The 25,214-nt window shown below is 34.5% G+C and carries 24 protein-coding genes and 1 riboswitch; of the genes, 11 read left to right on the top strand and 13 right to left on the bottom strand.

Annotated features, from left to right (window positions below; genetic code table 11):
- Nucleotides 1–5: 5 nt before the first annotated feature.
- The 3 genes from P5P89_RS04650 (at nucleotide 6) to yiaA (ending at nucleotide 1,661) form a co-directional block, all read left to right on the top strand.
- The gene (locus P5P89_RS04650; RefSeq protein WP_278011986.1) at nucleotides 6–533 is read left to right on the top strand and encodes a DUF4252 domain-containing protein; all 528 of its coding nucleotides are present in this window, start codon (nucleotides 6–8) and stop codon (nucleotides 531–533) included.
- Nucleotides 534–544: 11 nt separating this feature from the next.
- Nucleotides 545–1,084 (top strand): DUF4252 domain-containing protein, encoded by a 540-nt coding sequence (locus P5P89_RS04645; protein WP_278010950.1) that lies wholly within the window; start codon nucleotides 545–547, stop codon nucleotides 1,082–1,084.
- A gap of 178 nt (nucleotides 1,085–1,262) precedes the next feature.
- Complete coding sequence (gene yiaA / locus P5P89_RS04640) at nucleotides 1,263–1,661, top strand: inner membrane protein YiaA (RefSeq protein ID WP_278010949.1); 399 nt, start codon at nucleotides 1,263–1,265, stop codon at nucleotides 1,659–1,661.
- Between the two features lie 71 nt (nucleotides 1,662–1,732).
- On the opposite strand, the gene carB is transcribed toward yiaA, so the two are convergent.
- A complete protein-coding gene (gene carB, locus P5P89_RS04635) occupies nucleotides 1,733–4,588 on the bottom strand; it encodes a carbamoyl-phosphate synthase large subunit (protein ID WP_278010948.1) in 2,856 nt (951 codons plus the stop codon).
- Between the two features lie 145 nt (nucleotides 4,589–4,733).
- On the bottom strand, nucleotides 4,734–4,895 hold the full coding sequence (rpmH, locus tag P5P89_RS04630) for a 50S ribosomal protein L34 (RefSeq protein ID WP_008464848.1): 162 nt from the start codon (nucleotides 4,893–4,895) through the stop codon (nucleotides 4,734–4,736).
- Between the two features lie 166 nt (nucleotides 4,896–5,061).
- Between rpmH and P5P89_RS04625 the strand changes: the two genes are divergently transcribed.
- On the top strand, nucleotides 5,062–5,577 hold the full coding sequence (locus P5P89_RS04625) for a DUF2892 domain-containing protein (protein WP_163398961.1): 516 nt from the start codon (nucleotides 5,062–5,064) through the stop codon (nucleotides 5,575–5,577).
- Nucleotides 5,578–5,893: 316 nt separating this feature from the next.
- On the opposite strand, the gene P5P89_RS04620 is transcribed toward P5P89_RS04625, so the two are convergent.
- On the bottom strand, nucleotides 5,894–6,553 hold the full coding sequence (locus tag P5P89_RS04620; protein ID WP_278010947.1) for an alpha/beta hydrolase family protein: 660 nt from the start codon (nucleotides 6,551–6,553) through the stop codon (nucleotides 5,894–5,896).
- Nucleotides 6,554–6,835: 282 nt separating this feature from the next.
- Between P5P89_RS04620 and P5P89_RS04615 the strand changes: the two genes are divergently transcribed.
- Entirely contained in the window at nucleotides 6,836–7,120 is a 285-nt protein-coding gene (locus tag P5P89_RS04615) for a GNAT family N-acetyltransferase (protein WP_379680007.1), read from the top strand.
- Nucleotides 7,121–7,203: 83 nt separating this feature from the next.
- On the opposite strand, the gene P5P89_RS04610 is transcribed toward P5P89_RS04615, so the two are convergent.
- The 8 genes from P5P89_RS04610 to P5P89_RS04575 form a co-directional block, all read right to left on the bottom strand.
- Complete coding sequence (locus P5P89_RS04610) at nucleotides 7,204–8,172, bottom strand: T9SS type A sorting domain-containing protein (RefSeq protein WP_278010945.1); 969 nt, start codon at nucleotides 8,170–8,172, stop codon at nucleotides 7,204–7,206.
- A gap of 51 nt (nucleotides 8,173–8,223) precedes the next feature.
- Entirely contained in the window at nucleotides 8,224–9,255 is a 1,032-nt protein-coding gene (locus P5P89_RS04605; protein WP_278010944.1) for a YncE family protein, read from the bottom strand.
- A 2-nt stretch (nucleotides 9,256–9,257) separates the two neighbouring features.
- Nucleotides 9,258–11,093, bottom strand: a complete 1,836-nt coding sequence (locus tag P5P89_RS04600; RefSeq protein ID WP_278010943.1) for a TonB-dependent receptor plug domain-containing protein — start codon at nucleotides 11,091–11,093, stop codon at nucleotides 9,258–9,260.
- Between the two features lie 27 nt (nucleotides 11,094–11,120).
- A riboswitch (cobalamin riboswitch) is annotated at nucleotides 11,121–11,350 on the bottom strand.
- A 57-nt stretch (nucleotides 11,351–11,407) separates the two neighbouring features.
- Nucleotides 11,408–11,944, bottom strand: a complete 537-nt coding sequence (cobC, locus tag P5P89_RS04595) for an alpha-ribazole phosphatase (protein ID WP_278010942.1) — start codon at nucleotides 11,942–11,944, stop codon at nucleotides 11,408–11,410.
- Nucleotides 11,929–12,714, bottom strand: a complete 786-nt coding sequence (locus P5P89_RS04590; protein WP_278010941.1) for an adenosylcobinamide-GDP ribazoletransferase — start codon at nucleotides 12,712–12,714, stop codon at nucleotides 11,929–11,931. Before P5P89_RS04590 ends, cobC begins: the two co-directional genes overlap by 16 nt.
- A gap of 52 nt (nucleotides 12,715–12,766) precedes the next feature.
- The gene (cobT, locus tag P5P89_RS04585; RefSeq protein WP_278010940.1) at nucleotides 12,767–14,446 is read right to left on the bottom strand and encodes a nicotinate-nucleotide--dimethylbenzimidazole phosphoribosyltransferase; all 1,680 of its coding nucleotides are present in this window, start codon (nucleotides 14,444–14,446) and stop codon (nucleotides 12,767–12,769) included.
- 214 nt (nucleotides 14,447–14,660) lie between these two features.
- Nucleotides 14,661–15,170, bottom strand: coding sequence for a bifunctional adenosylcobinamide kinase/adenosylcobinamide-phosphate guanylyltransferase (cobU, locus tag P5P89_RS04580; RefSeq protein ID WP_278010939.1), 510 nt, complete (start codon nucleotides 15,168–15,170; stop codon nucleotides 14,661–14,663).
- Between the two features lie 163 nt (nucleotides 15,171–15,333).
- Nucleotides 15,334–15,696 carry a C1orf53 family protein gene (locus tag P5P89_RS04575; protein WP_278010938.1) on the bottom strand — a complete coding sequence of 121 codons (363 nt, stop codon included), beginning with the start codon at nucleotides 15,694–15,696 and terminating at the stop codon, nucleotides 15,334–15,336.
- A gap of 146 nt (nucleotides 15,697–15,842) precedes the next feature.
- Between P5P89_RS04575 and P5P89_RS04570 the strand changes: the two genes are divergently transcribed.
- From P5P89_RS04570 to P5P89_RS04560, 3 genes are read left to right on the top strand one after another with little or no spacing between them, the layout of a single operon-like run.
- Nucleotides 15,843–16,985 (top strand): ABC transporter substrate-binding protein, encoded by a 1,143-nt coding sequence (locus P5P89_RS04570; protein ID WP_278010937.1) that lies wholly within the window; start codon nucleotides 15,843–15,845, stop codon nucleotides 16,983–16,985.
- Between the two features lies 1 nt (nucleotide 16,986).
- A complete protein-coding gene (locus tag P5P89_RS04565; protein WP_278010936.1) occupies nucleotides 16,987–18,015 on the top strand; it encodes an iron ABC transporter permease in 1,029 nt (342 codons plus the stop codon).
- Nucleotides 18,016–18,037: 22 nt separating this feature from the next.
- A complete protein-coding gene (locus tag P5P89_RS04560) occupies nucleotides 18,038–18,814 on the top strand; it encodes an ABC transporter ATP-binding protein (RefSeq protein WP_278010935.1) in 777 nt (258 codons plus the stop codon).
- A gap of 132 nt (nucleotides 18,815–18,946) precedes the next feature.
- Here P5P89_RS04560 and P5P89_RS04555 read toward each other — a convergent pair whose 3' ends face one another.
- Nucleotides 18,947–19,405 (bottom strand): tRNA (cytidine(34)-2'-O)-methyltransferase, encoded by a 459-nt coding sequence (locus tag P5P89_RS04555; protein ID WP_278010934.1) that lies wholly within the window; start codon nucleotides 19,403–19,405, stop codon nucleotides 18,947–18,949.
- 64 nt (nucleotides 19,406–19,469) lie between these two features.
- Nucleotides 19,470–20,051: a pseudouridine synthase gene (locus P5P89_RS04550; RefSeq protein WP_278010933.1), complete on the bottom strand. Its 582-nt coding sequence runs from the start codon at nucleotides 20,049–20,051 to the stop codon at nucleotides 19,470–19,472.
- A 140-nt stretch (nucleotides 20,052–20,191) separates the two neighbouring features.
- Here P5P89_RS04550 and P5P89_RS04545 point away from each other — a divergent pair, with 140 nt between their 5' ends.
- From P5P89_RS04545 to P5P89_RS04535, 3 genes are all read left to right on the top strand, one after another.
- Nucleotides 20,192–20,566: a hypothetical protein gene (locus P5P89_RS04545; protein WP_278010932.1), complete on the top strand. Its 375-nt coding sequence runs from the start codon at nucleotides 20,192–20,194 to the stop codon at nucleotides 20,564–20,566.
- A gap of 149 nt (nucleotides 20,567–20,715) precedes the next feature.
- Nucleotides 20,716–21,468 carry an SDR family NAD(P)-dependent oxidoreductase gene (locus P5P89_RS04540; RefSeq protein ID WP_278010931.1) on the top strand — a complete coding sequence of 251 codons (753 nt, stop codon included), beginning with the start codon at nucleotides 20,716–20,718 and terminating at the stop codon, nucleotides 21,466–21,468.
- A 352-nt stretch (nucleotides 21,469–21,820) separates the two neighbouring features.
- Nucleotides 21,821–25,135, top strand: a complete 3,315-nt coding sequence (locus P5P89_RS04535) for a T9SS-dependent choice-of-anchor J family protein (protein WP_278010930.1) — start codon at nucleotides 21,821–21,823, stop codon at nucleotides 25,133–25,135.
- Nucleotides 25,136–25,214 lie beyond the last annotated feature (79 nt).

Raw genomic sequence — 25,214 nt, 5'->3', positions numbered from 1 at the left:
GAATGATTAAAAGTTTAATCATAACCATAGTTTTTACACTAATCAGCCATACCTTTTATGCGCAGAGTGCTTTTGATAAATTTGACGGACAGGATGATGTAACTTCAGTTATTGTAAACAAAAAAATGTTTGACATAATGAGTAAGGTAAAAGTGGATCCTTCTGATAAAGAGACCCAGCAATACATGAATCTTATTAAAAAGCTTGACAATTTAAAAGTATTTACCACAAAGAACGCAAAAATTGAAGCTGACATGAAACTTTCAGCTGATAAATACATCAAAACAGCAAATCTGGAAGAATTGATGCGTATTAATGATAGCGGAAAAAATGTAAAGATATATGTGAAGTCGGGCGCTTCGGATACCAAAATAAAAGAACTGTTTATGTTTATTGATGGCGCAAAAAATGAAGATACAGTTTTGTTATCCTTAACGGGAAACTTTGATTTAAATGAAATTGCTGTCCTTACAGACAAAATGAAATTGCCTGGTGGTACAGACTTAAAAAAAGCTTCTAAAGGCAAAAAATAAATCCAATAAATATGAAAACTAGTCTTTTTACCTCAGTTCTTTTAATATTGCTGATTTTTATAAGTTGTAATTCTGAGCCTTCTTTGCAAAAATATTTTGTAGAAAATACGGAGAATAAAGATTTTATTGCGCTGGATGTTTCACCCAGTATTTTAAATGTTGATAAAACAAAATTATCCTCTGAACAAACCGAAGCTTTGAATTCGTTTGATAAAATGAATATTCTGGCTTTTAAGGCAAATGATAAAAATCAAACACAATTTGAGCAAGAGAGGGCAAAAGTAAAATCTCTTTTGAAAAATCCTAAATATCAGGAATTGATGAAGGTTGGTTCTGGTAAAGATGGTGCTTCTGTGAGTTTTGTCGGTACCGATGAAAATATTGAAGAATTTGTCGTTTTTGCAAACAGAAAAGAAAACGGTTTTGCTATTGTGCGTGTTTTAGGAAAAAATATGAATCCCAATAACATCATGACTTTGATGTCTGTTTTGAAAGAATCCAAAATTGATATGGAACAGTTGAAGCCTTTACAGCAGTTACTTAAAAAATAATACATCTTATTCTTACAGTCAAAAAGCTCCTATTTTAATATGGAGCTTTTTTTATAACAACAAATAGGATTATGCCTGTTAATTAGTTTGTGTTTTCATTTTGCCATCAATCAAATTTAATTACATTTACGAACTGAGATAAAAAAAATATCAGAAATCTAATTTAACCAGAATCAATATGATACAAAAAACTTCAAATGCCTTTATTGCGGCATCTTGGGTAGCCCTTGGAGCAGGGACAATCGGTTTTATCGTTGGACTAGCAAGAGCAGAAATGTTATTAAACGAAAAAGGATACTATTTTACCGTTCTAATGTTCGGTTTATTTGCCGTAGTTTCTTTGCAAAAAAGTGTAAGAGACAGGCTTGAAAATTTACCTGTTACAGATATCTATTACGGAATCTGCTGGTTCGGAACATTACTTTCAATTGTTCTTTTAATTGTTGGATTATGGAATGCAACTATTTTGCCTAGTGAAAAAGGGTTTTATGCTTTTGCATTTTTGTTAGCGCTTTTCGGTGCTATTTCAGTACAAAAAAACACTAGGGATAATATGAATTTTGGACAAGGCGAATAATCCAATTTGATTTAAATAAAAAAATAAAGGCTGTCTATTTAGACAGCCTTTATTGTATAGTGTAATTCGAATTATTTACTCAAATACATTTTTCTTCTAGAGTACAATTCGTAGAATTGATCGTCTTTTAAATCATCAATAAACAAGATACTTTCTCCTGTCGATTTCATTTCTGGTCCTAACGCTTTGTTTACGTTCGGGAATTTGCTGAAAGAGAAAACTGGTTGTTTGATTGCATAACCTTTTAATTGAGGGTTGAAATCAAAGTCAGTTACTTTATTGTGACCTAACATTACTTTTGTAGCATAGTTTACATAAGGCTCTCCGTAAGCTTTTGCAATAAACGGAACCGTTCTGGAAGCTCTTGGGTTTGCCTCGATAATGTAAACGGTATCGTCTTTAATCGCAAACTGAATATTGATTAGCCCCACAGTTTTTAAAGCTCTAGCAATTTTATGCGTATGGTCTTTAATTTGCTGCATTACAAATTCTCCTAAGTTAAAAGGAGGTAATGTTGCGTTACTATCTCCAGAGTGAACTCCGCAAGGTTCGATGTGTTCCATAATTCCAATGATGTAAACATTTCCATCAGCATCACAAATGGCATCAGCTTCAGCTTCGATTGCTCCGGCCAAATAATGATCTAACAATAATTTGTTTCCTGGAATTGCTTTTAGCAAGTCGATAACGTGCTCTTCTAACTCTTTTTTGTTGATTACGATTTTCATTCCCTGGCCTCCTAATACATAAGAAGGGCGGATTAAAAGAGGGAAATCTAATGTATCAGCTAATTTTGAAGCTTCATCAGCCGTTTCAGCGATTCCGAATCTTGGGAAAGGAATGTTTAATTCGGTTAATAAATCTGAGAATCTTCCTCTGTCTTCTGCTAAGTCAAGTGCATCAAAGCTTGTTCCAATGATTTTCACACCGTATTTAGATAATTTCTCAGCTAACTTAAGTGCTGTTTGTCCTCCTAACTGCACGATTACACCTTCTGGTTTTTCGTGTTGGATGATATCGTAAATATGCTCCCAGAAAACAGGTTCGAAGTATAATTTATCAGCTGTATCAAAATCTGTAGAAACCGTTTCAGGATTACAGTTGATCATGATGGTTTCGTAGCCACATTCTTTTGCTGCTAAAACGCCATGTACACAAGAGTAATCAAATTCAATTCCCTGCCCGATTCTGTTTGGTCCTGAACCTAAAACGATAACTTTCTTTTTGTCTGTTACGATACTTTCGTTGTCTACAAAACGTTCTCCGTTTGCTTTTTCGATTTCAGCCTCAAACGTTGAGTAGTAATAAGGAGTCTGTGCTTTAAACTCAGCCGCACAAGTATCTACCAATTTGAATACACGGTTGATGTTCATATCTGTACGCAAAGTGTGAACTTCACTTTCCAGACAACTCATCATGTGAGCTAATTGTCTGTCTGCAAAACCTTTTTGTTTTGCTTCAAGCAATAATTCTTTCGGAAGATTTGAAACTTTGTAATTTGAGATTTCTTTTTCTAAAGTATAAAGCTCTTCGTATTGTTTTAAGAACCACATATCGATTCTTGTAATTTCATGAATTGTACTCAACGGAATTCCCATTGCGATAGCATCATAAATTACAAAAACACGATCCCAGCTTGCATAAGTTAGTTTCTCGATAATTTGTTCGTAATTTTTATATCCTTTTCCGTCAGCACCTAAACCATTTCTCTTAATTTCTAGAGATTGAGTTGCTTTGTGAAGTGCTTCCTGAAAAGAACGTCCGATTCCCATAACCTCACCTACAGATTTCATCTGAAGACCTAAAGTTCTGTCAGATCCTTCAAATTTATCGAAGTTCCAACGTGGTATTTTTACGATTACGTAATCTAAAGTTGGTTCAAAAAGAGCCGAAGTGGATTTTGTAATTTGATTTTGTAATTCATCTAAGTTGTATCCTAAAGCTAGTTTAGAAGCGATTTTTGCAATTGGATATCCGGTTGCTTTTGATGCTAAAGCAGAAGAACGAGACACACGAGGGTTAATCTCGATTGCAACGATATCTTCTTTTTCGTCTGGCGAAACTGCAAATTGTACGTTGCATCCTCCCGCAAAGTTTCCGATACTTCTCATCATTAAGATAGCGTAGTCACGTAATTTTTGGAAAGTTGTATCAGATAATGTCATCGCTGGCGCAACTGTAATCGAATCTCCTGTATGGATTCCCATTGGATCCATGTTTTCGATAGAACAGATAATTACAACGTTGTCATTTTTATCTCTTAAAAGCTCTAACTCGTATTCTTTCCATCCCATTAAAGCTTTATCAATTAAAACTTCATGAATTGGAGACGCTTCAAGTCCGCGAGTTAAAAGCTCATCAAAATCTTCTTTTTTGTAAACCACCGCTGCTCCGGTTCCTCCAAGTGTAAACGAAGGACGAATTACTAATGGAAAGCCAAATTCCTGAGCGATTTCTTTTCCTTCTAAGTAAGAAGTAGCTGTTTTTGCAGGTGCAGTCGGTACATTAATTCTTTCTAAAAGCTGTTTAAACTGCTCTCTGTCCTCTGTAATATTAATCGCATTTACATCAACACCGATTAATCTTACTCCGAAATCCTGCCAGATTCCTTTTTCTTCAGCTTCCAGACACAAGTTCAAAGCTGTTTGTCCTCCCATTGTAGGCAGAACAGCATCAATTTGTGGATGCTCCTTAAGAATTTCAATAATCGATTTTGTAGTTAATGGTTTCAAATAAATATGATCGGCCATAGATGGGTCGGTCATAATTGTTGCTGGATTTGAGTTGATCAAGATAACTTCAATTCCTTCTTCACGAATCGAGCGTGCAGATTGAGATCCTGCATAATCGAATTCGCAAGCCTGGCCAATAACAATAGGTCCTGAACCTATGATTAAAACTGATTTTATTGATGTGTCTTTAGGCATTTTGTATGTATTGAGTAGTTGTTTAAGATTTTAAAAAGCGTTTCTAGTGTGCTATAAACTAGAATGTTGAGAAAATTTTTACCGACAAGGTATAAAAAAAGGCGATACTAAAAAAGTAATCGCCTTATGTATGTTTATACAAACATTATTTTTTGTGTCTAGGTTCGCTAGAAACAGTTAATTTATGTCTTCCTTTTGCTCTTCTACGCGCTAGAACTTTTCTTCCATTCGCAGAAGCCATTCTGTCCATAAATCCGTGCTTATTTCTTCTTTTTCTTTTCGATGGTTGAAACGTTCTTTTGCTCATTGCTTTGTATCTTTAAAAATGGTATCTATTAACTCTTTCTTGGTTTTGGATATCGTTATTCAAAAACCGAGTGCAAATATACAAAGACTTTTTTTCTGGCAAGTACTTTAATAAAAATATTTTTAATTCATTTTACTATATTTGCAGTCACAAATATACACCTATTATGTTTCATAAAAATATTAAACTTATTTTAGCCGGACTTCTTGTAGTCGCTGGCATTTGGCAATTTACAGAGAGCAATATCGGGAATGGAATTTTTCTTATTTTACTGACTGCAATTCCGGTTTTTTTATACTTTAAAAATGAATTTATTCTTTTAGCCTTCCTTAAACTGAGAAAACAAGACTTTGAAGGGGCAAAAAAATGGCTGGCATATATTAAAAATCCTGAAGCTGCATTGGTACGAAAACAACAGGGATACTTTAATTACCTACACGGAATTATGTTGTCTCAGACTAACATCAACCAGGCTGAAAAACATTTCAAAAAAGCAATCGAACTTGGTCTGTCAATGGATATGGATTTAGCAGTTGCTAAACTTAATCTTGCAGGAGTAGCCATGTCACGCAGAAGAAAACTGGAAGCAACCAATCTTTTAAATGAAGCTAAGAAATTAGACAAACAGGGGATGCTGAAAGAGCAGATCTCGATGATGAAAGAACAAATGAAGAAAATCTAAATTTTCTAAATTGCAATATTCTAAATCCCAAATTCCAATTTTTTATATATGGAGTTTGGGATTTTTATTGTAAAGTGTCAATAACAAATGTGGGAGGTATTGACATTAAAACCATTTTATTAATTTCACTTAAATCAATTTTTTTATTTGTTTTAATAAAAACATGATTGTTTTTAATTACATCCAATGATTTTCCAAAGCGCCAAAATTGATCAGGTCCATTGCTGTGCATTTTGAGTTTTTTGGATTGTTTTTCATTTTTTAATATGACAAGATAGTGATTAACTTGGAATTTGGAATTTGTAAATTTGGAATTTTAAGATTCTAATATAATAGAAGGCAAATTCTCATTCAGCCATTTGTATTTATTCAGAATCATAATGTGTGTGCCGCCTTTTACAACAATACATTTATTGATATATTTTATCGGAAAAACATCATCCTGGTCACCGTGGATATGGATTACTTTCTCATCAATTTGATTCCTGTTCCACAAAATGACAGACTCGACTGCCCATTGTAGATAACGAAGATCACGTACAGCCAAAAACTTCTCATATAATTTGATCCGTTTATTGACTTTTTCTCCAAAAGAATATTTTGCAAGGTTCTCGATATTTAAAATAAGTTTCATTGGAATGAGCTTGTAAGCTTTTGTAGTTTTCCCGATTTTCATTCTTCTGGGGAATTCGGCATTGCTTCTAACACTCGAAATAATAATCACTTTACGGGCTTCGATATGTCTGGCCATTTCCTGAACCAAAATTCCGCCAAAGGAAACACCAATTAAAACCGGATTTTTATGTTTAATGTTTTTTGTGATTCGGAGGGCGTAATCAGATAATGACTCTTTTAAATTTGGGATTTCCCATTCCAGTAGAAAGGTTTCAAAAACAGTTTCATCTAATTTGATTCTTTCAAAAATGGTTGGACTAGCAGCTAATCCGGGCATAAAATAAACAGGAATCTTACTCATTTCCGGAGATTTTTAATTTATATGCTAAAATTACCTCTTTTACTTGTATGTGAGGCAAATCTTAGAACTTAATTCGCGTAAAATTATTAAATTATCATTGAGTTAATCATTTTATATATCTAAAGAAAATGTGTTGTATTGAAAATCAAATGATTATCTTTGTAGTCTGAATCTTTACTGATGAAAACTTTTAATTAAGCATTTATCTGATGTTATTTTCACGTTCTTTTTCTAATATTTTTTATTAACCCCAAAAACATGATAAATATGGAACCTACCGTAATGGAAATTAAAGACAACACTTTTGCGAGGCAATTTGAAGCTACAGTACCTGAAGGTTTATTGAGTGTTGAATATTCATTTCAGGAAAAAAAGATTTTTTTAACTAAAATCAATACCCCTGAAAATTTTGAAAATCAGCCAATCATAGATGTTTTGCTTAAAAATATAATGGAACTGAGTACAGAGAAAAAATTCAGGGTGGTTCCAATTCATCCAAAAATTGCTGTTTTTTTTAAGAAAAACCCAAAATATAAAGAATTGCTTCCGCCAGGAATCAGGATTTAAAATTTCAATTCATAAATACAAACGTAAAAAGGCTTTCACATTATGAAAGCCTTTTTTCAAAAACAATTTCAAAAACAAATTAACTAATTGATAATTATTTTCTTGATGATTTTTTTCTTCTCAATATTAATTTCGAAGAGATAAGTTCCGGGTATTATGTCTGAAACAATGATCTCGTTATAGTTTGCTTTAGGAAGTTTTTTTACAATTTTTCCGGCGATGTCAAAAATACTAACACTGCTTTCTTCATTACTGTTTAAATAAACAATATCCGAAGCCGGATTTGGATATAATACGACAGAATTAATATTAAATTCCTTATTGTCTAAAGTTTTTTGGTTAATCACTCCCACACCGTTCAAATCAAAACCGCCAGATGCAAAAGGTGTTGAATAAGGGTCGTTGATAATATTTCCCTTACTGTCATAAGAGGCATATAAAGGATTTATCGTCCCAATCACATCAATTATTTTGACATGAGTGATATTGTCTTTATCTAACAATGCATTGTCCGGAATGCCAGATAAATCGAAAGGAGTGCCAAAATTAGCACGATATTTACCTGCCAGATTGTTAATGTACCTGCAATCAAGTGCTCCAAAGCCTCCTATTTGTGCTGTAGTTTGTGTTTCGCTATGCGAAGGAAACCTGAAAAAATTGATTCCGTCAGAACTTACTTCTACAAAAGCCAATTCTAAAAAAGTATCAGAAAAACCATTTTCAAAAACAGCAAAATCAAATCCGGGTCCATTGGCAATTGGAGTGTCAAATGTTAAGGTTGCGCTTCCGCCATCACCGAGACAAACGACTCCGGATCCTGATGTTCCACCTTTCATTCCGTCTGCGGGTGTTCCGGTAGAAGCCAAAGGGCTATTTGGGACAGCAATATCCTGAGGTCCTCTTACTACTGTAATTCCGGTTGCCCATCCTATAAAAACAGAGCTGTTTTTTGCAATGGCAGTACTCCCAGGCTGATCGGCAGGGGGGGCATAAGATTGTGCAGAAATTATCGATGATGTAAGTAATAAGGTAAAAAGTAATTTTTTTATCATAATGGTTGTTTAGAAATGCCCTTACAATTTTATTATAAGGGCATTTTGTTTTTAATTGTTAGAATAAAATCCATTTGGTCCTATCCCTACAGTCAAAGTTTTTAATACAGTTCCTGTAGAAGAATATACTGTAACAATTCCGTCTGCAGTAAATCCATTTGCATTACCAGAATAAATTTTTCCATCTATAACTCCAAATCCGTAAAAGGTAGAATATTGTACGTAAGTTGTAGTAAATATTGGAGTTGTGCTGAAAGTTGTAGCATTCAGATTCATTGAATAAACGTTTCCATCTTGGGTGTAGTATATTTTGCTACCATCAATATCCATATTTGCTGCACCTTTTAAAGTAGTAGATTCAATAGATGTTGAATTATCGGTTGAGGCATTAATTTTATATAGTGTACTTTTAGTGTCATTGCCACTTAATACATAAACACTTCCGTCTTTTTCTTCGATAGAGTTTACACCATCTTCCAGAGTAAGAGTTTTAGAAATAGTATTGTTTGAAGGATTGATTACTGTTACTTGATTTCCGTAGCCATAAGCAGCATTCATAACGTAAAGTTTATTATTTGCCGTCACAATTTTCTCAACAGTTTTGTTTACCGGAATCGACGCTATATATGCATATGTTGTAGCATCATAAATAGTAACAGCTTCAGAAATAGCATTTGTTACATATAGTTTATTGTTTAAAACTACGCTGTAGCGTGGGTTTTCTAATTTCTCAGTAATGGTTCCAAGGCTTTTAAAAGTATACCGATTTACCACTTCTATTTCGTTTGAATTATTCACAACAATAAAAGCTTTATCACCATTAAAGGTCATCGATTGTGCTACATCTCCTAATACAGTTGGAGTATTCACAATTTTGAAAATATCATTTTGAAAAGTATTCAAATCATTAGAGATAAAAGATACAGATGCATTAGGTCTTCCAAAATTCCCTTCATTCAAAATCAATACACCATTGTCATAAGCTCCTAATGGAGTATCATTTTCGGTATTGTCATCACTGCTGCACGAAGCAAATAAAAATGCTGATGCAATAAGTCCTAAATAAAGATTTTTAAATTTCATTTTTAATAATTTAAGTTTAAATAAATGGTTGCATTTCTTCCAGGCATATAGCGGCTTGGTTGCGCTTCATATTTCTCGTTCCATAAATTGGCTACTCTGATACCAATTTTGAAAATATTTTTTTTACTGAAATTATAATCAGTACCAATGTTTGAAACATTGTAAGCGTCCAAAATGTACTTTGGATTATTATCTGATGTAGTGAAAATTTCTCCGGTATACATAATTTGATAATAAACCGAAAGCTTTTTGTAATAATAAGATAATGAGCCGGTAAGTTTGTGGTAGGGTACATAAAAAAGTTGTTTGTTAGTTTCGTCATTTAATGAAACTGTGTAAGCGTATGTACCGCTAAAATCAAATGTATGCTTATTGAAATTTCTTTTCCATCCCAAAAGTGCTTCAGCGCCATAAATAGTAACCCTGTCTGTGTTTTCCGGAGACCAGTTTCCGCTATTGTTGGGCAGCCAGCGAATCATATCTTTTATTTTCATCCCGTAGGCAGTAATCATGAGTCGAAAATCTTTATATTTAAATTCGTTTCCTATTTCTGCCTGAAAAGAACTTTCAGGTTTTAAATCCGGATTACCGCTTCCTTCCCAATACAAATCATTAAAGGTTGGGATTCGGAAGTTTCTTGATAAGTTAAATTTGAGGTGGTAAAAATCTGAAAAATTATATCTTGAACCAGCCGAAAAAAGGACAGGACTTTTATAAACATCTGAAATTTCTTTTCGGGCACTCAATTCATAATTCCATTTTTCGTTTAAATTGTGTTTCCATAAAATGCTTGCTCCTCCAATTTCACGATCGCTTTTGCCAATCCCGGATCCCAAACCACTATTTTTTGTATAATCTAAAATTGCGCTGACTTTTATAGCAGAAGAGATTGTATAATCAATATCATATTTTCCAATAAAACTTTTTACTCCTCCAGAAGTAAAACCTTCCTTTTTTATATCTTCATAATATTTATAATGTTCCGAAATGTAAGCAAGTCTTACATTAGATTCAAATTTGCTAAAAGCACTGCTCCAGGTTAATAAATTACGGGTATTGTAATCCTGATATTTTGTTTTTGTTGCGTTCGGTGATGTTAAAGAAAAGTGACGTTCTCCATCAAAAATTTCGCTGTAAAATTTGATACTGTTGTTTTGGTTTATTTTATAGCCGATAGCTGCATCAAGTGTATTATTGTAATATTGTCCGTTTGTGTTCCAGACTTTCTGACCTACATATTTAAAATCGTTGTCTGAACTGTTTCTGGTAAAGCTTGCATCTACACTCCATTTTTCGGTAGCAGCTGTAATACCGTAAACAGCACTTAAAGTGTTAAATTCACCATAGTAAATCTGAAACTCATTTTTGAATGTATCTGTAAATTTTAAATCATTGTTTAAATGAATTGTACCACCAATCGCACCGCTTCCATACACAATACTTCCGCCTCCGGCCTTAACATCAATAGAATTAAAACCACGTGTAGAAATCGTATTGAAATCTGCCTGACCAAGTAATTGAGAATTTATATTTATTCCGTTCCATACCACAACTGTCTGCTGTGATGTGGTTCCTCTAAATGACGGAGCTGAAGTCATTCCCAAACCATTTTCTTTAAAATAAACAACGGTATTGTAGTTTAAAAGTGAAGTTAATGAAGATTCATTCTTACTGATAATAGAATCGGTTAATCGTTGAATTGATTGTGTATTCGAAAATTTTTTAAGATTTGAATCTGATACAACAACTTCTTTCAGTTTCGTAATAGAATCGTTCTGCGCCGAAATAATCTGGCACAAAAGCAACAAGCAAAAAGCAAAACGTATTTTTAAAGTCATAATTTCTACACTCTTTTTCCCGAGAGTTCGATATTTGTTAATAAGGCAGGTCTCCTGGCTTGCGTCTTGTTGTTTACCTTCCCATCAATAAATGACAGTGGTTTTGTAGCTAACAACAAGCATTCTAAAAAAGAACTAAGCTTACAGTTGCGGGTACAGCTCAAGATTTTTGGTTTTAAATAATTAAAAACCAGTAACTTGATTCCCTTTTAATGTGTTTTTGTAATTAAAACACAACCTTAATTGGCTGCAAAGATAAAGTTAAATAAGTGTAAAATTCAAATTTGTATTTACTTTTCTAAACAAGAAAGTTTTTAAAAATCTATTTTGATAACTTCTCCAAAGTCGACTTTGTTCTGAAAAGCATCTTTCAAAGGAAGCCCGGATTGATGACATAAAAAGCTTCTGATAACACCGGCGTGCGTAATGATAATTATTGGTGAGCTGATTTTTTTTGTCTTTTGTTCGGCTAAAAAATCGCTGACTCTTTCATGTAATTCAACAAAAGATTCTCCATTTAAAACTTTGATATTAACAAAATCTTGCATCCACGGATTGAGCTGCTTAGACGGTATATCATTCCAGGGTTTTAATTCCCAGTCGCCAAAATTCATTTCTTTTAAACGATTGTCCTGTTGAAAAGAAATTGTCTTTATGTTTTCCTGAATGTATTTTGCTAAAATGACACAACGTTTTAAAGGACTTGAAAAAATCAAAGCCTTTGAAGGTAATTGAGAAAGGATATTTTTAAAAACAGTATCAAAAGGTTCAACGATATCGACATCCGATTGTCCGTAGCAAATTCCCTTTTCGCAAATCGTTTCGGTATGACGAATTAGATAAATTTCCATATCAAAAGAATGCTTAAATAATAAATTGCTTCACAGACCTGCTGCGTTGCTCCCAGGCAATCACCTGTATAGCCACCAATCCATTTTTGAAAGTAACGGGCCAGGAAATAACGGGTTATGAAAACCGGAATCAGGATAAAAAGCAGTTTATATTGAAAACAGGAGAGTGCAAATAACGGAAGCAGTCCGAAGAAAAAAGAACCTAAAACTTCTTTCCAGCTATGTTTCTTTGCAATGGGTTTGTTTTTACTTGAAGCATCATCCCGTGAATATTCATGAGTAAAAATAATTGAGATTGCTGCTAAACGACTTAGTGAGTGAGCAGAAATAAACAGCAGGAAAATCAAATAATTGTGATTCGAAAAAAGCAAAACAGATTCTGAAATCAATTTAAATTTCAATAAAAAAAGCAAAACCAAGCCAATCGCACCATAAGCACCAATGGCACTATCTTTCATGATCATCAGGATTTTTTCTTTGGTCCAGCCTCCGCCAAAACCATCACACACATCAGCAAAGCCATCTTCGTGAAAAGCACCTGTTGTTAATATTGAAGCGATCAGTGCTAAAATTACAGCTGTTTCTATAGAAAGAAAAATAGAAGAAATATAGAAAGCAAGAAATGATATGCTTCCCACAATCCAGCCAATGAAAGGAAAATAACGGGTAGCTTTGTTTAAATATTCAGGATCGTGACTGATGTTTTTTGGACACGGAATCCGGGTGTAAAACATTACACATGTAAAGAAAATATGGAGTTCTTTTTTCATTTATAGATTTTTTTTAAATTTAAATTTGCAATTGATATTGACATTTTAATTGTCATTTCCTGCTAACCCCGGCACTTTCAAAACTCGCCATTTCGTTCAAAAAAACTTCAGCAGATTTTAAAATTGGAAAAGCAACAGCACAGCCGGTTCCTTCTCCAAGGCGTAAATCTAAATTTAAAATTGGTTTTGCCTGTAAATAATCCAATAATTTTTCATGTGCTTTTTCTGCAGAGCAATGGCAAAAAACAGCATTTTTATGAATATCAGGATTCATTTTTAAAGCAATTAAAAAAGCAACGCTGCAAATAAAACCATCAACCAGGATAATCATATTATTTTCGTAAGCCGTTAACATTCCGCTTGCCATTTGTATGATTTCAAAACCGCCAAAGTAGGCGAGCTGCCGCATTAATTCGGCTGGACCAGAATAATTTTTAATGGCTTTTTTGAGCAGATTTTGTTTCTGAATTAATTTTTCATCAGCAACTCCTGTTCCTTTCCCAACACATTCTTCAATCGGAAAACCGGTTAAAATACTCATCAGGACTGAAGCTGTTGAGGTATTCCCAATTCCCATTTCACCAAAACCAATACAATTAGAACCTTTTTTGGCAATAGTTTCTACAATACCTCTTCCTTTTTCAAAACACAAATGCAGTTCGGTATCACTCATTGCCGGCGCATGTAAAAAAGATTGGGTTCCTTTGGCGATTTTAGCATTAATTAGTTTAACATTCGTTGGGAAATCATAGTTTACCCCAGAATCTACGATGGAGAGCTTAATGTCATGCTGATTGCAAAAAACATTAATCGCCGCACCACCCTCCAGAAAATTATTGACCATTTGTCTGGTAACATCTTGCGGATAGGCACTCACGCCATGATTTGCAATTCCGTGGTCAGCTGCGAAAACCACAATATTCGGATTTATTATTTTCGGATTTAAAGTTTTAAAAACAGTTCCGATTTGAAAAGCCAGCGTTTCTAAAGTCCCCAAAGCACCAACAGGTTTGGTCTTCGAATCTATTTTTTCCTGTAAAAGACTGCTGAAATTTGTTTCGTCCTCAGCTTCAGGTTGCAGTTTTAAAACAAAATCTGAAACACAATTTTCAATAACATTTTTAATTTCAGTACAATTGGGGGCTTCCGATTTTTGTTTCCAGTGCAATTGCTGCAGCATGGGCTGATTACCGTAATTTGTTGCCGGTTTCCCAATGCAGAAATAGCCTAGTGGTTCAATGTTTTCAGGTAAATCAAGTATTTTTTTGAACTGATAATAATTCAAAATTGAAACCCAGCCCATGCCATAGCCTTGTTCTGTCAGCGAAAGCCAAATATTTTGAGCCGCACAAACTGAGCTGAATTTCACAGCTTCGTTACTGCCAACAGTTCCAATCGTAAACTGATTTAGTACAGATCGGTCATACGCAATGATAAGTCCAATTGGAGCTTCTTTAATCGCTTCCAGTTTCAGGGATTTATAAAGTTCTTTTTGTTCGGGATTGTCAGTAAGTTCTTCAGCCTTTTTATTATAATCCAAAAACAGGTTTTTAACAGCGCTTTTTACTTCTGCCGATTTTATGATGTAATATCTCGTTGCATCCGTTAGTCCTACAGAAGGTGCCCAGTGACCCGCCTGTAAAGCTTTTTCAATCACCCCATCAGGGACTTCATCGGCTGTAAAATGCCGGGTATCACGTCGTGATTTTAATATATCGTCAAGATTTATCATCTTTTAAATTCCAATTTTTTAAATTCCAAATTCCAATATAAGCAGCAATATTGATCTTTACGTAAAGATACTTCGTCTTATTTGAATTTTGACTTTAATATTTGAATTTTACTTAAAGATTTGAATTTGGACCCGAGCGACAGCGAACAGGCGAAGCAATTTAATATTTAGAATTTGTTTTTAATTGACTTTTGCCATTGATTTTTGTCATTGCTTATCCTTTTATTTTAACCGGAATCCCAGAAACCATCAGTACAACCTCATCGGCATTTGACGCCAGAAACTGATTCATCCAGCCTTGCAGTTCGGTAAATTTTCTGCCAATGTGAGTATCGGCATGAACTCCCATCCCAATTTCGTTTGTTACAATAATCAGGTTCGTATTAGGTTGAAGCGCTATTTTTTTAAATTCAGTCTTTGCTTCTTCAAGTGATAATGAAACATCATTTTTGGTGTCAACAAAAAAATTGGTCAGCCAAAGTGTTACGCAGTCAATCAAAGCTGTTTTTCCAGAGAAATCAATCTCACTCAAATATTTTTCTTTTTCAATATTCGTCCAGCGTTCATCACGCTCCTTTTGGTGGCGGTCAATTCTGTTCTGAAAATCATCATCCCATTTTCTGGCCGTTGCCACATACATTGGTGTATTTGAAAGCTGCAAAGCGAGATTTTGTGCGTAGCTGCTTTTTCCGGATCTTTCGCCTCCGGTAATTAAATAGATCATTTGTAAAAGTTTAATATTTTGGGCGTTCCCTCTGGTCGGGCTATTCGTTTCAAGTCCTCGTCCCGTCAAAAGACGGGACTGTGGGCTTTCCACTGCTATCCCTAACGCAATTGGTGCCTATGTTAATCTCGGCTAAAGTAGTAAGATTTATTTTTTCAGGAAATTAATAAGGACAATGACGACAAGCATTTCCGCAGCAGCTTCCCCTTTTTAAATGAAACCATGATTTAAAAACATAATTGCCATTTTCGATATAATAGTCAATGTCTTCAATTATTTTGTCGGTTTTTGGCAGAGATATCGCTTTGTTTTGAAGGGCTTTTTTAGGAGTAATCGTTTCTACATAAGCGTCTATTTTGTCTACGCATGCTTCTTTAAAGCATTCCGGACAAAGACAATCTCCTCCTTCTGAAAGATTGAAAATAGGAGGGAAATCATTGCACCAGCAATTATTTTCAGCAGAAATATTTCCGCACCCAAAAGAGGATTCACAGCTCGAACAAACTTTTGTTTTTATATTATTCATATAGTAAAAAAGGGTTTGTTTAAATTTGTAAGAATAAAGGTAAATAAAAAAATATATAAATTGCGTTACCTTTGTGCTTATTGATAAAGGCAGCAATGATAACGAACAAGAACGATGCCATATTCATTGAAATAATATAACAATCTATGAAACATTTATTTCCCAAATTTATTTTTATAATCTCTTTTTTTCTTCTGACGGGATGTAAAAAAAATGAAAATGCAGCAATTACAACCTCTGAAATTCCTCAAAACAGTATCGAATATGCTTCCGGACTTTCTATAGTAAAACATGAAGGATATTCTGTGGTTACGGTTTCAAATCCCTGGCCAAATGCAGATAAAAGTTTTAAATACATTTTAAAAGAAAAAGATGCTGAAGTGCCTGACAGTCTAGACAATTATACAACAATTAAAGTTCCGTTGGAGTCTATTGTAGTAACTTCGACAACCAATATTCCATTTCTTGAAATGCTTGATGTAGAAAATAAACTGACCGGTTTTCCGCATACAGATTATATTTCTTCTGAAAAAACAAGAACTTTAATTGACAAAGGTTCCGTTAAAAATGTAGGGCAGAACGAAAAACTAAATATGGAACAATTAATAGAATTGTCACCGGATTTAATTGTGACTTTTGGAGTAGACAACAATAATCCAATGTTGGATAATTTGAAAAAAAGCGGTTTAAATGTTTTGATTCAGGCAGATTGGATGGAGCAGTCCCCACTTGGAAAAGCTGAATGGATTAAACTTTATGGTGCTTTGTTTGGAAAAGAAGAAAAAGCAAAAGAATTATTTGATAAAATTGTGACAAGTTACAATCAGGCATTAAAATTAGTGACTGAAAAACCAGCAGTTTCAACAGTTTTATATGGTTCTATGTATGAAGATGTGTGGTATGTTGCCAAAGGAAACAGCTGGGTTGCCAAATTTATGAAAGATGCCCAGGCCAATTATTTATGGTCAGATTTAAAAGGAACGGGAAGTGAAGGTTTGTCATTTGAGAAAGTTCTCGATAAAGCCAAAACCGCCAATTTTTGGATTGTTTCAGGCTCCTTTACAACCTTGGACCAACTACAAAAAGCGAATCCGCATTACAGTGAGTTTGACGCTTTTAAAAACAAGTCGGTTTATTGTTTAGAAAGTAAGTTTGGTGCTACAGGCGGAACTATTTATTATGAAGTATCGCCAAGCCGTCCGGATTTGGTCCTGAAAGATTATATCAAAATTTTCCATCCGGATTTACTGCCGGGTTATGAATTTACTTTTGCAACAAAACTGAATTAAATTGGTCAACAAAAAACGAAATACAATTCTATTTGCTATTTTGGCTTTAGGTCTGCTTTTAATGTTCTTGTCCAGCATTAGTCTTGGTTCCGTGAATATCCCGTTTAAAGATGTTTATGCCAGTTTAACAGGCGGTCAGGCCAGTAAATCAACCTGGGAGTATATTATAATTAATTACCGTTTGCCAAAAGCTATAACAGCGGTTTTAGTTGGTACAGGACTTTCAATAAGCGGTTTGTTAATGCAGACATTATTTAGGAATCCGCTTGCCGGGCCTTATGTTTTAGGATTAAGTTCAGGTGCAAGTTTAGGAGTGGCATTTGTCATTTTGGGTGCTGGATTTTTACCCTCTTTTCTAAAAATAATCGCCTTGTCATCTTACGGAATTGTTTTGGCTTCTACTTTAGGGAGCACGCTCGTTTTGCTATTGGTCTTATTGGTTTCCCAAAGAATAAGAGATACAATGGCAATTTTGATTGTGGGCTTAATGTTTGGAAGTTTTACCACGGCACTCGTGAGTGTTTTAACCTATTTTAGTACGGCAGAACAGCTTCAGAAATTTACTTTCTGGTCATTAGGTAATCTTGGAAATCTTTCCTGGAAATCCATTACAGTTTTAGCTGTGAGTGTTGTTTTTGGTTTAGTTTTGAGCGCGGGCAGTATCAAGCCTTTGAATGCTTTGCTTCTGGGCGAAAATTATGCAAAAAGCATGGGGTTGAATTTCAAAAGAGCACGTTTGATTATTATTTTTGCAACCAGTATTTTAGCCGGAAGTATAACTGCTTTTGCAGGCCCGATTGCTTTTATTGGTCTTGCGGTTCCACACATTGCAAAACTAACTTTTCAAACCAGTAATCATATGATTTTGTTTTGGAGTACGTTGCTTTTTGGAGCCATTATCGTGCTATTTTGCGATATCGTTTCTCAAATGCCTGGATTTGATGTGACGCTTCCCATAAATGCTATTACATCTATAATTGGTGCTCCGGTTGTGATTTGGTTATTGGTACGAAAAAGAAATTTTAAGTAATTAGTTTAAATCAATGGCAAAAATGAACACCATCCTCTCCACTTCAAATTTAAGTATTGGCTACAAAACCAAGAAAGTTGCTGTGACTATTGCTCAGGATTTAAATTTAACTTTTGATTCTGGAAAACTCATTGCTTTGATTGGTGCAAACGGAATAGGGAAGTCAACTTTATTAAGAACAATTACCGGAATTCAATCTCCATTGGCAGGAAGCGTTTTTCTGAAAGGAAAAAGTATAAGTACATATAGACCCTTAGATTTAGCACAAAGCTTAAGTTTGGTTTTAACCGAAAAACTGCCACCAAGTAATCTTTCCGTATTTGAATTAGTCGCTTTGGGTCGTCAGCCCTATACCAATTGGGTGGGAAATTTAACTCCCGAGGATATCGTAAAAGTAAATGAAGCTTTAACATTAACTCAAATTGAACATTTGACTTCAAAAAGGCATTTTGAAATCAGCGACGGGCAATTGCAGAAAGTTTTAATTGCAAGAGCACTTGCACAAGATACGCCTTTGATTATTCTTGACGAACCCACCACACATCTTGATTTATTGCATAAAGTTTCATTGTTCAAATTACTAAAAAAACTAACACAGGAAACCCACAAGTGCATTTTGTTTTCAACCCACGACATTGATCTGGCCATTCAGCTAAGCGACGAAATGATTATTATGACACCGGAAACCGTAATGCAGGATGAACCTTGTAATTTAATTTCGAAAGGAAGTTTTAATACTTTGTTCAAAGACGAACATATTGTTTTTGATGCTGAAAAAGGGAAGTTTATTGTGAGTTAAATTTTCAGGAGCTAATCCTGCAGTCCGCTATATCTTTTTCGCGAACCCAGACAAAAAAGGATGTCGCTTCCTACAGGGCTAGAAATTCTGTTTCCAGAATGACTTTTCAAAGAGAAGTAAGCAAATATAAGATTAAACCTTTTTCAATCCAATCTGTCTCTTAGCCTCGCCAATTACAAAAGCAACAGAATTCGCAATATTAAAAGAACGAATCAGCGGCGACATCGGAATAGTCAGATGATTTTCGAATCTTGCCATAAAATCTTTGCTTAAACCAACACTTTCTTTTCCGAAAACAAGCCAGTCACCATCCTGAAATTCGTTTTCCAAATAGGATTTTTCAGAATGTGAACTCATCAAAAACACACGTGATTGATCCGGAATCTGAGCAATCCATTCTTCTACATTTTGATATTCCGTTACGTCAAGATGAACCCAGTAATCCAATCCGGAACGTTTCAGGTTTTTATCATTAATCACAAATCCGAATGGATGAATTAAATGAAGACGGCTTTCTGTGCCTACACACAAACGACCGATATTTCCGGTATTATTTGGTATTTCCGGTTCTACAAGAACAACGTTTAGCATGTTTTTTTAAAATTAAATGTTAGAGGCTAAAAGTTAGAAGTTTTGAAAAATAATTATCTAATGCTCAAATTGACTCATTATCTAATTGAAAAGAGGGAACTTCTAAAACTTCACCAGCTTTTAAGTTTTGCAAATATACATTTCCTATTCGAACCCTCACAAGTCTCAAAGTTGGAAAACCAACTGCTGCAGTCATTTTTCGAACCTGACGGAATTTTCCTTCACTGATAGTGATCGAAGCCCAGGAAGTCGGGCCATGACGCTCATCCCTGATTTTTTTGGCTCTTGGTCCAAAATCAGGAATTTCAGAAACAATAAAAGCATTGCAGGGTTTTGTTATGTATTTGCCTCCTTCAAAACCTATTTCTACACCTTTTTGTAATTGCTCAATGGCTTCTGGAGTTATGATTCCGTCAACCTGAACATAATATTCCTTTTTGACTTTTTTGCTTCTGACTATTTCGCTTACCATTCCGTCAGTAGTCAGTAAAAGCAGCCCTTCAGAGTCTTCGTCCAGTCTTCCTATCGCCATTGTTCCTTCGGGGAAATCGTATAATTCGCCTAAAAGCTTTTTCTTTCTTTTCAATTCATAAATAAACTGGCTGAGATAACCATAAGGTTTAAAAAGAAGGAAGTGTCTGTGCATTTTTAATTTTTTGCAAAGATAGTTTGTTTCGTCTTCATTGAAAATTAATCAGCGAATTAACCCAAAGCAATGTTAAACCTTTTAGTTTTAAAATTTAGAATTCGTAATATTATATATAAAGAATATTAAAAATAAATAATATGGAAACTAATGATTTAGGCTCTAAAAAAATAAATGGAGTACAAAAAAATATAGACGAACAAAAAGGGAAAAATATTTCACATGACGGGAAAACCGATGATGTAAATTTAAAAAAAGAAGTAGTTGCCGATGCCAGTGGTAATGAAACAGTTGTTGAAAGAGCAAGAAATGAAAACGAGGATATTAGAAAAGTTAAAGGTGATATAAATCCTGATAATCCAAATTCGAACAGAGGAGTTTCTACGGAAGAAGAGGCAAAAAAAACCATTGAAAACAAAGATCATAATTCGGATATTACGGCAAACCGTTATTCAAATTCAAATCCTGAAAGTCATGAAGACAGAGGGAACATGAAATTAGATGAAGATAAATAATAATGAAAAAATGACAGATTTCACAGACTTTTTTGGAAAAATAACATTTGATTAGCATATCTGGTTAATATTATGATAAACTCGTGTTTTGTGAAGGTAACTAAATAATGGCTTCGTAAATTTAAAGGACAATTTTAAAATTTATGAATATGGCACTTTTAGAAAATAAGGTAGCTTTTGTTTCAGGAGGCGGTTCAGGAATCGGACGCGCTATAGCAGAAGCGTACGCCCGTGAAGGGGCAAAAGTAGTGGTTTCAGATATTAATGTTGAACATGGTGAAGAAACTGTAAAAATTATAAAGGATAACGGAGGAGAGGCTTTTTTTGTAAAAGGCGATTCTTCGAGTTCATTAGATAACAAACATATGGTTGAAGTTGCAGTATCAAAATACGGACGTCTGGATATTGCGTGTAACAATGCCGGAATGGGCGGTCCTGCAAAACCAACTGGAGAATATGACCCAGATGCATGGGATAAGGTAATTGCACTCAATTTGAATGGGGTTTTTTATGCCTGTCGTTATCAACTGGAACAAATGGAAAAAAACGGAGGAGGAAACATTGTCAACATTGCTTCGATTCACGGACAGGTTGCAGCTCCAAATAGTCCTGCCTACACTGCTTCAAAACATGGCGTTGTAGGATTAACAAAAAACATAGCGGCAGAATACGCTCAAAAAAATATTCGCTGTAATGCAGTAGGGCCTGGATATATTGAAACCGCCCTGTTAAAAGACAATTTAGATAAAAGTATGATGGATGCTGTGGCTGCAAAAGCGCCAATGAATCGTTTAGGCACATCAGAAGAAATTGCAGAGCTGGTTGTATTTCTGAGTTCTGAAAAATCTTCCTTTACTACCGGAAGTTACATAATTGCCGACGGAGGTTATACTGCGGTTTAAGAATTTTTTAAAGCGATTAATTTAAGGCTGTCTGTTTTTCAGATGGCCTTTTTTTTGTACTGTTTTGTTAAAAAGAAATAGTGTTGAAAATGCAGATTTAGATACTTAATTGTTGTTTTGTTAAAAATATTAAATATAAATTCTTTAAAAATAGTGTTTTGTTGTGAAATGTTTATAAGTTTAATATGTTTAAGTTTATAGTTTTATAATATTCGCTTAACTTTAAAGGGTATAAATTTGACTTCTAAAAACTCTATTTTTTTTAAACTATGAAAAAGATCTACACTGTACGCCATTTAATGGCTTTTTTAAGTTTTTTTATTGCTTTTCTTTAAGTGTAATTGCTCAGACAATGCCGGGAGTACAGCAACTTCCTTATAAGCAGGATTTTAAAAGTTTAACTGATAAACCAACTACATATCCATCAGGTTTTCAAGCTTGGACTGTTACTGGATCTCCGTCAGCTAATTTTAGTACCAATACAGTTTTAACTGACAAACCAATTGTTGTCGGCACTGCAGCTGTCGGTACTGGAAATGTTTATAATTATAATGAAAAACTCGGGTTTCTAAACACAAGTAGTGCAGATTACACAATTGGTCTTGCATTTTCTACAACAGGAATGACAGGAATTCAGGTTCAGTATGATGCAATGACAATTCGTAACCCATATGGACTTGCTGGAAACCCAGTATCCAGCCGTATAAACGAAATGGTTCTTCAATATAGAGTAGGAACTACAGATTCTTTTACAACGCTGCCAGAAACGGTTTATAGTAATAATACAGTACAGCAAACAACTGCCATTACAGATGCTCAAAATAAGATTGTTATAAAAACGACTTTGCCTGCAATATGTAATAATCAACCTATAGTGCAAATTAGATGGATTTCCAGACAAGTTTCCGGAGCAGGTTCTCGTCCTTCTTTTGCGATTGATAATATTGATGTAAACAGCGATCACACAGCGCCTGTAAATGAAACTGGATTTCCAAAATCTGAAAACATATCTTCAACACATTTTGACTTTTCGGATAAGTTGAATGAAATCGGAAAAACCTATTATGTTTTGCTTACTGGCGGCAGCACAGCACCAACTCCTGCTCAGTTAAAATCAGGATTGGATGCAAACGGAACTGCTGCTTTACAAGCAGGATCTTTAACTATAGCTGATCCTGCATTAGATTATACTAAAAACATCGCTGGTTTAACGCTATCAACGGCTTATACTGTATTTTCTGTTTCTGAAGATGAGTATGGAAATTTACAAACAGCAGTAAATAAAGTAGATGTTACAACAGCTGCAACTGCATTACCAGTAGTTACAGCCTCTGTAGGCGCTCTTGATTTAGGTGCTAATGAAATAAACTTTGAATCCGCATCTAAAAGTTATCAAATTCAGGCAACAGATCTTCTAAGTGATTTAATGGTTAGTGTTACATCAAATTTTTCAATCTCGAAAGATAATGTAACATTTGCTTCAACGTTGACTTATGCTGCTGCTGATTTTGCTTCAAATGCATCGCAGACAGTTTATGTAAGATTTAATCCAAATTTAGCAGGTGCTTTTACAGGTCAGATTACACATGAATCTACTTCTGTTATCAAAAATTTATCTTTAGCAGGAAGAGGAATCGATCCTTATGTTCAAAATTTTGATGATCCAAATGTGTTAAGCAACAGTGGATGGACACAGTACAATGTGGCAGGAACTACTAATAAATGGACATACACTACCACAGCGCGAAATGTAAATTCTGGGACTGGCGCGGTTCTTATGAATGGATATTCAGACAGCGGAGCAAGTAAAGACTGGTTGATTTCGCCAAAATTACGTTTAGATACTTTTGATAAATTACCATTATTATCTTTTTATTCCCGTAAGTACTTTCAGGGACCAGCTTTAAAATTAATGATTTCTACAAACTATGATGGACTAAGCAGTCCTGAAACAGCTACATGGACAGAAATTGATGGCAGTTTTCCAACTACAACAGAGTCGTATATTCAATCTCAATATATCGATTTATCAGCTTTTAAAACAAGTCAAACTTATTTGGCTTGGGTTTATGAAACGGCAATAGGCGGTGGTACAGGAAATGCTGCTGAATGGTCGTTTGATGATTACGCTATTGTTAATGAGTCAGGTTATGTAGCTTCAAACCCTGTTTTAGATTTTGGAACTGTAGATCAAAATACTATTTCTGCTTCACAATCTTTTGCTTTTAAAGCCAAAGGATATGGAGATGTAACAATTACTGCTCCAGTAGGTTATCAGATATCTGTAGATAATAGTTTATTTCAAAACAGCATTATTTTGACAGAAGCCGATGCTTTTGCCGGAAAAACATTATATGCGAGATTTGCGCCTATATCAAAAGAATTTAAAATTGCAGGTGCTCTGACAGTTGCAGGAACTTCATTAAACAAACAAGTAGGTTCTTTAACGGGATCTTCACTTCCAAAAGCAGAAACTTTTGATGTGGTAACTTATAATTTAGAGTTTTTTGGTGCTCCGACCTCAGCTTACGGACCAAGTAACAAAGCATTACAGCTCGATAACATAGCAACAGTAATGAACAAACTAGATGCGGACGTTTATGTAGTTCAGGAAGTTTCAAGTGATGCTCAAATTGATAATTTAATCCAAAAACTAAATGTAAACGGAAAAACATTCGATAAAGCCATTTCAACATCATGGTCCTATTCTTGGGATCCAACTTCAGATCCAACTTTTCCACCTCAAAAATTGGTTGTAATTTATAACACTCAAACTACGACGGTTAAAAAGACACGTGTAATGTTTAAAGATTTTTATGATGAATTACGTGCCGGAACAAAAACTTTGGCTAATTATCCCGGCGGTTCTAACAGCAGTTTCTTTTCTTCTGGACGTCTGCCATATATGGTGACTTTAGAAACGAATCTTAATGGCGTTAAAAACGAAATCAATTTTATAGATCTTCACGCTCGTGCTAACAGCGGAACAGATATATCACGTTACAATATGCGTAAATATGATACGCAGGTGCTGAAAGACAGCTTAGATGCGCATTATCCAAATGCTAATTTGATTCTTTTAGGAGATTACAATGACGATGTAAAAGCATCTGTTATTGCGGGACAGCCATCTTCTTACGAAGCTTTTGTAACAGATACCAATAATTATAAAGCTTTGACTTTAGAAATCAGTCAGGCGGGGGCTTTCAGCTTTTTAAGTTCAGGCGGATTTTTAGATCATATCACAATTTCTAATGAGTTAGTTGATCAATATGTTTCAGGTTCTACTGCCGTATATGATCCTCGTAATGATATAGAGAGTTACACCACTACAACTTCAGATCACGGACCTGTAATTGCTCGTTTTCAGTTGAAACAAGATGTATTATCAACGCCGGATTTTGCTAAAAACAATTTTTATGTTAAATCATATCCAAATCCAGCAACAGATGTTGTCAGTTTTGATGTAAAAAATACAGATAAAAAACTGAAATTAAGATTTTATGATATCAACGGACGTCAGACAGGAAGTGCTGTTGATGTTAAAGCAACCCAGGATATAAGTACGACTGAAATTCCGGTGACTCATTTGCAATCTGGAATTTATATTTACATTTTGACAGAAAATAACAAAGTTGTGTTTAAAGGAAAGATTATAAAAAAATAAAGGATACTTATATAAACTAAAACAGGCAGCTCATTTGGGCTGCCTGTTTTTTTATTAGGATTATTAAATGTCAAATAAT

The sequence above is a fragment of the Flavobacterium gyeonganense genome, assembly GCF_029625295.1.
Lineage (GTDB): Bacteria > Bacteroidota > Bacteroidia > Flavobacteriales > Flavobacteriaceae > Flavobacterium > Flavobacterium gyeonganense.
The sequence above is the reverse complement of the archived record's forward strand: the minus strand, read 5'-3'. Positions and strand labels throughout refer to the sequence as shown.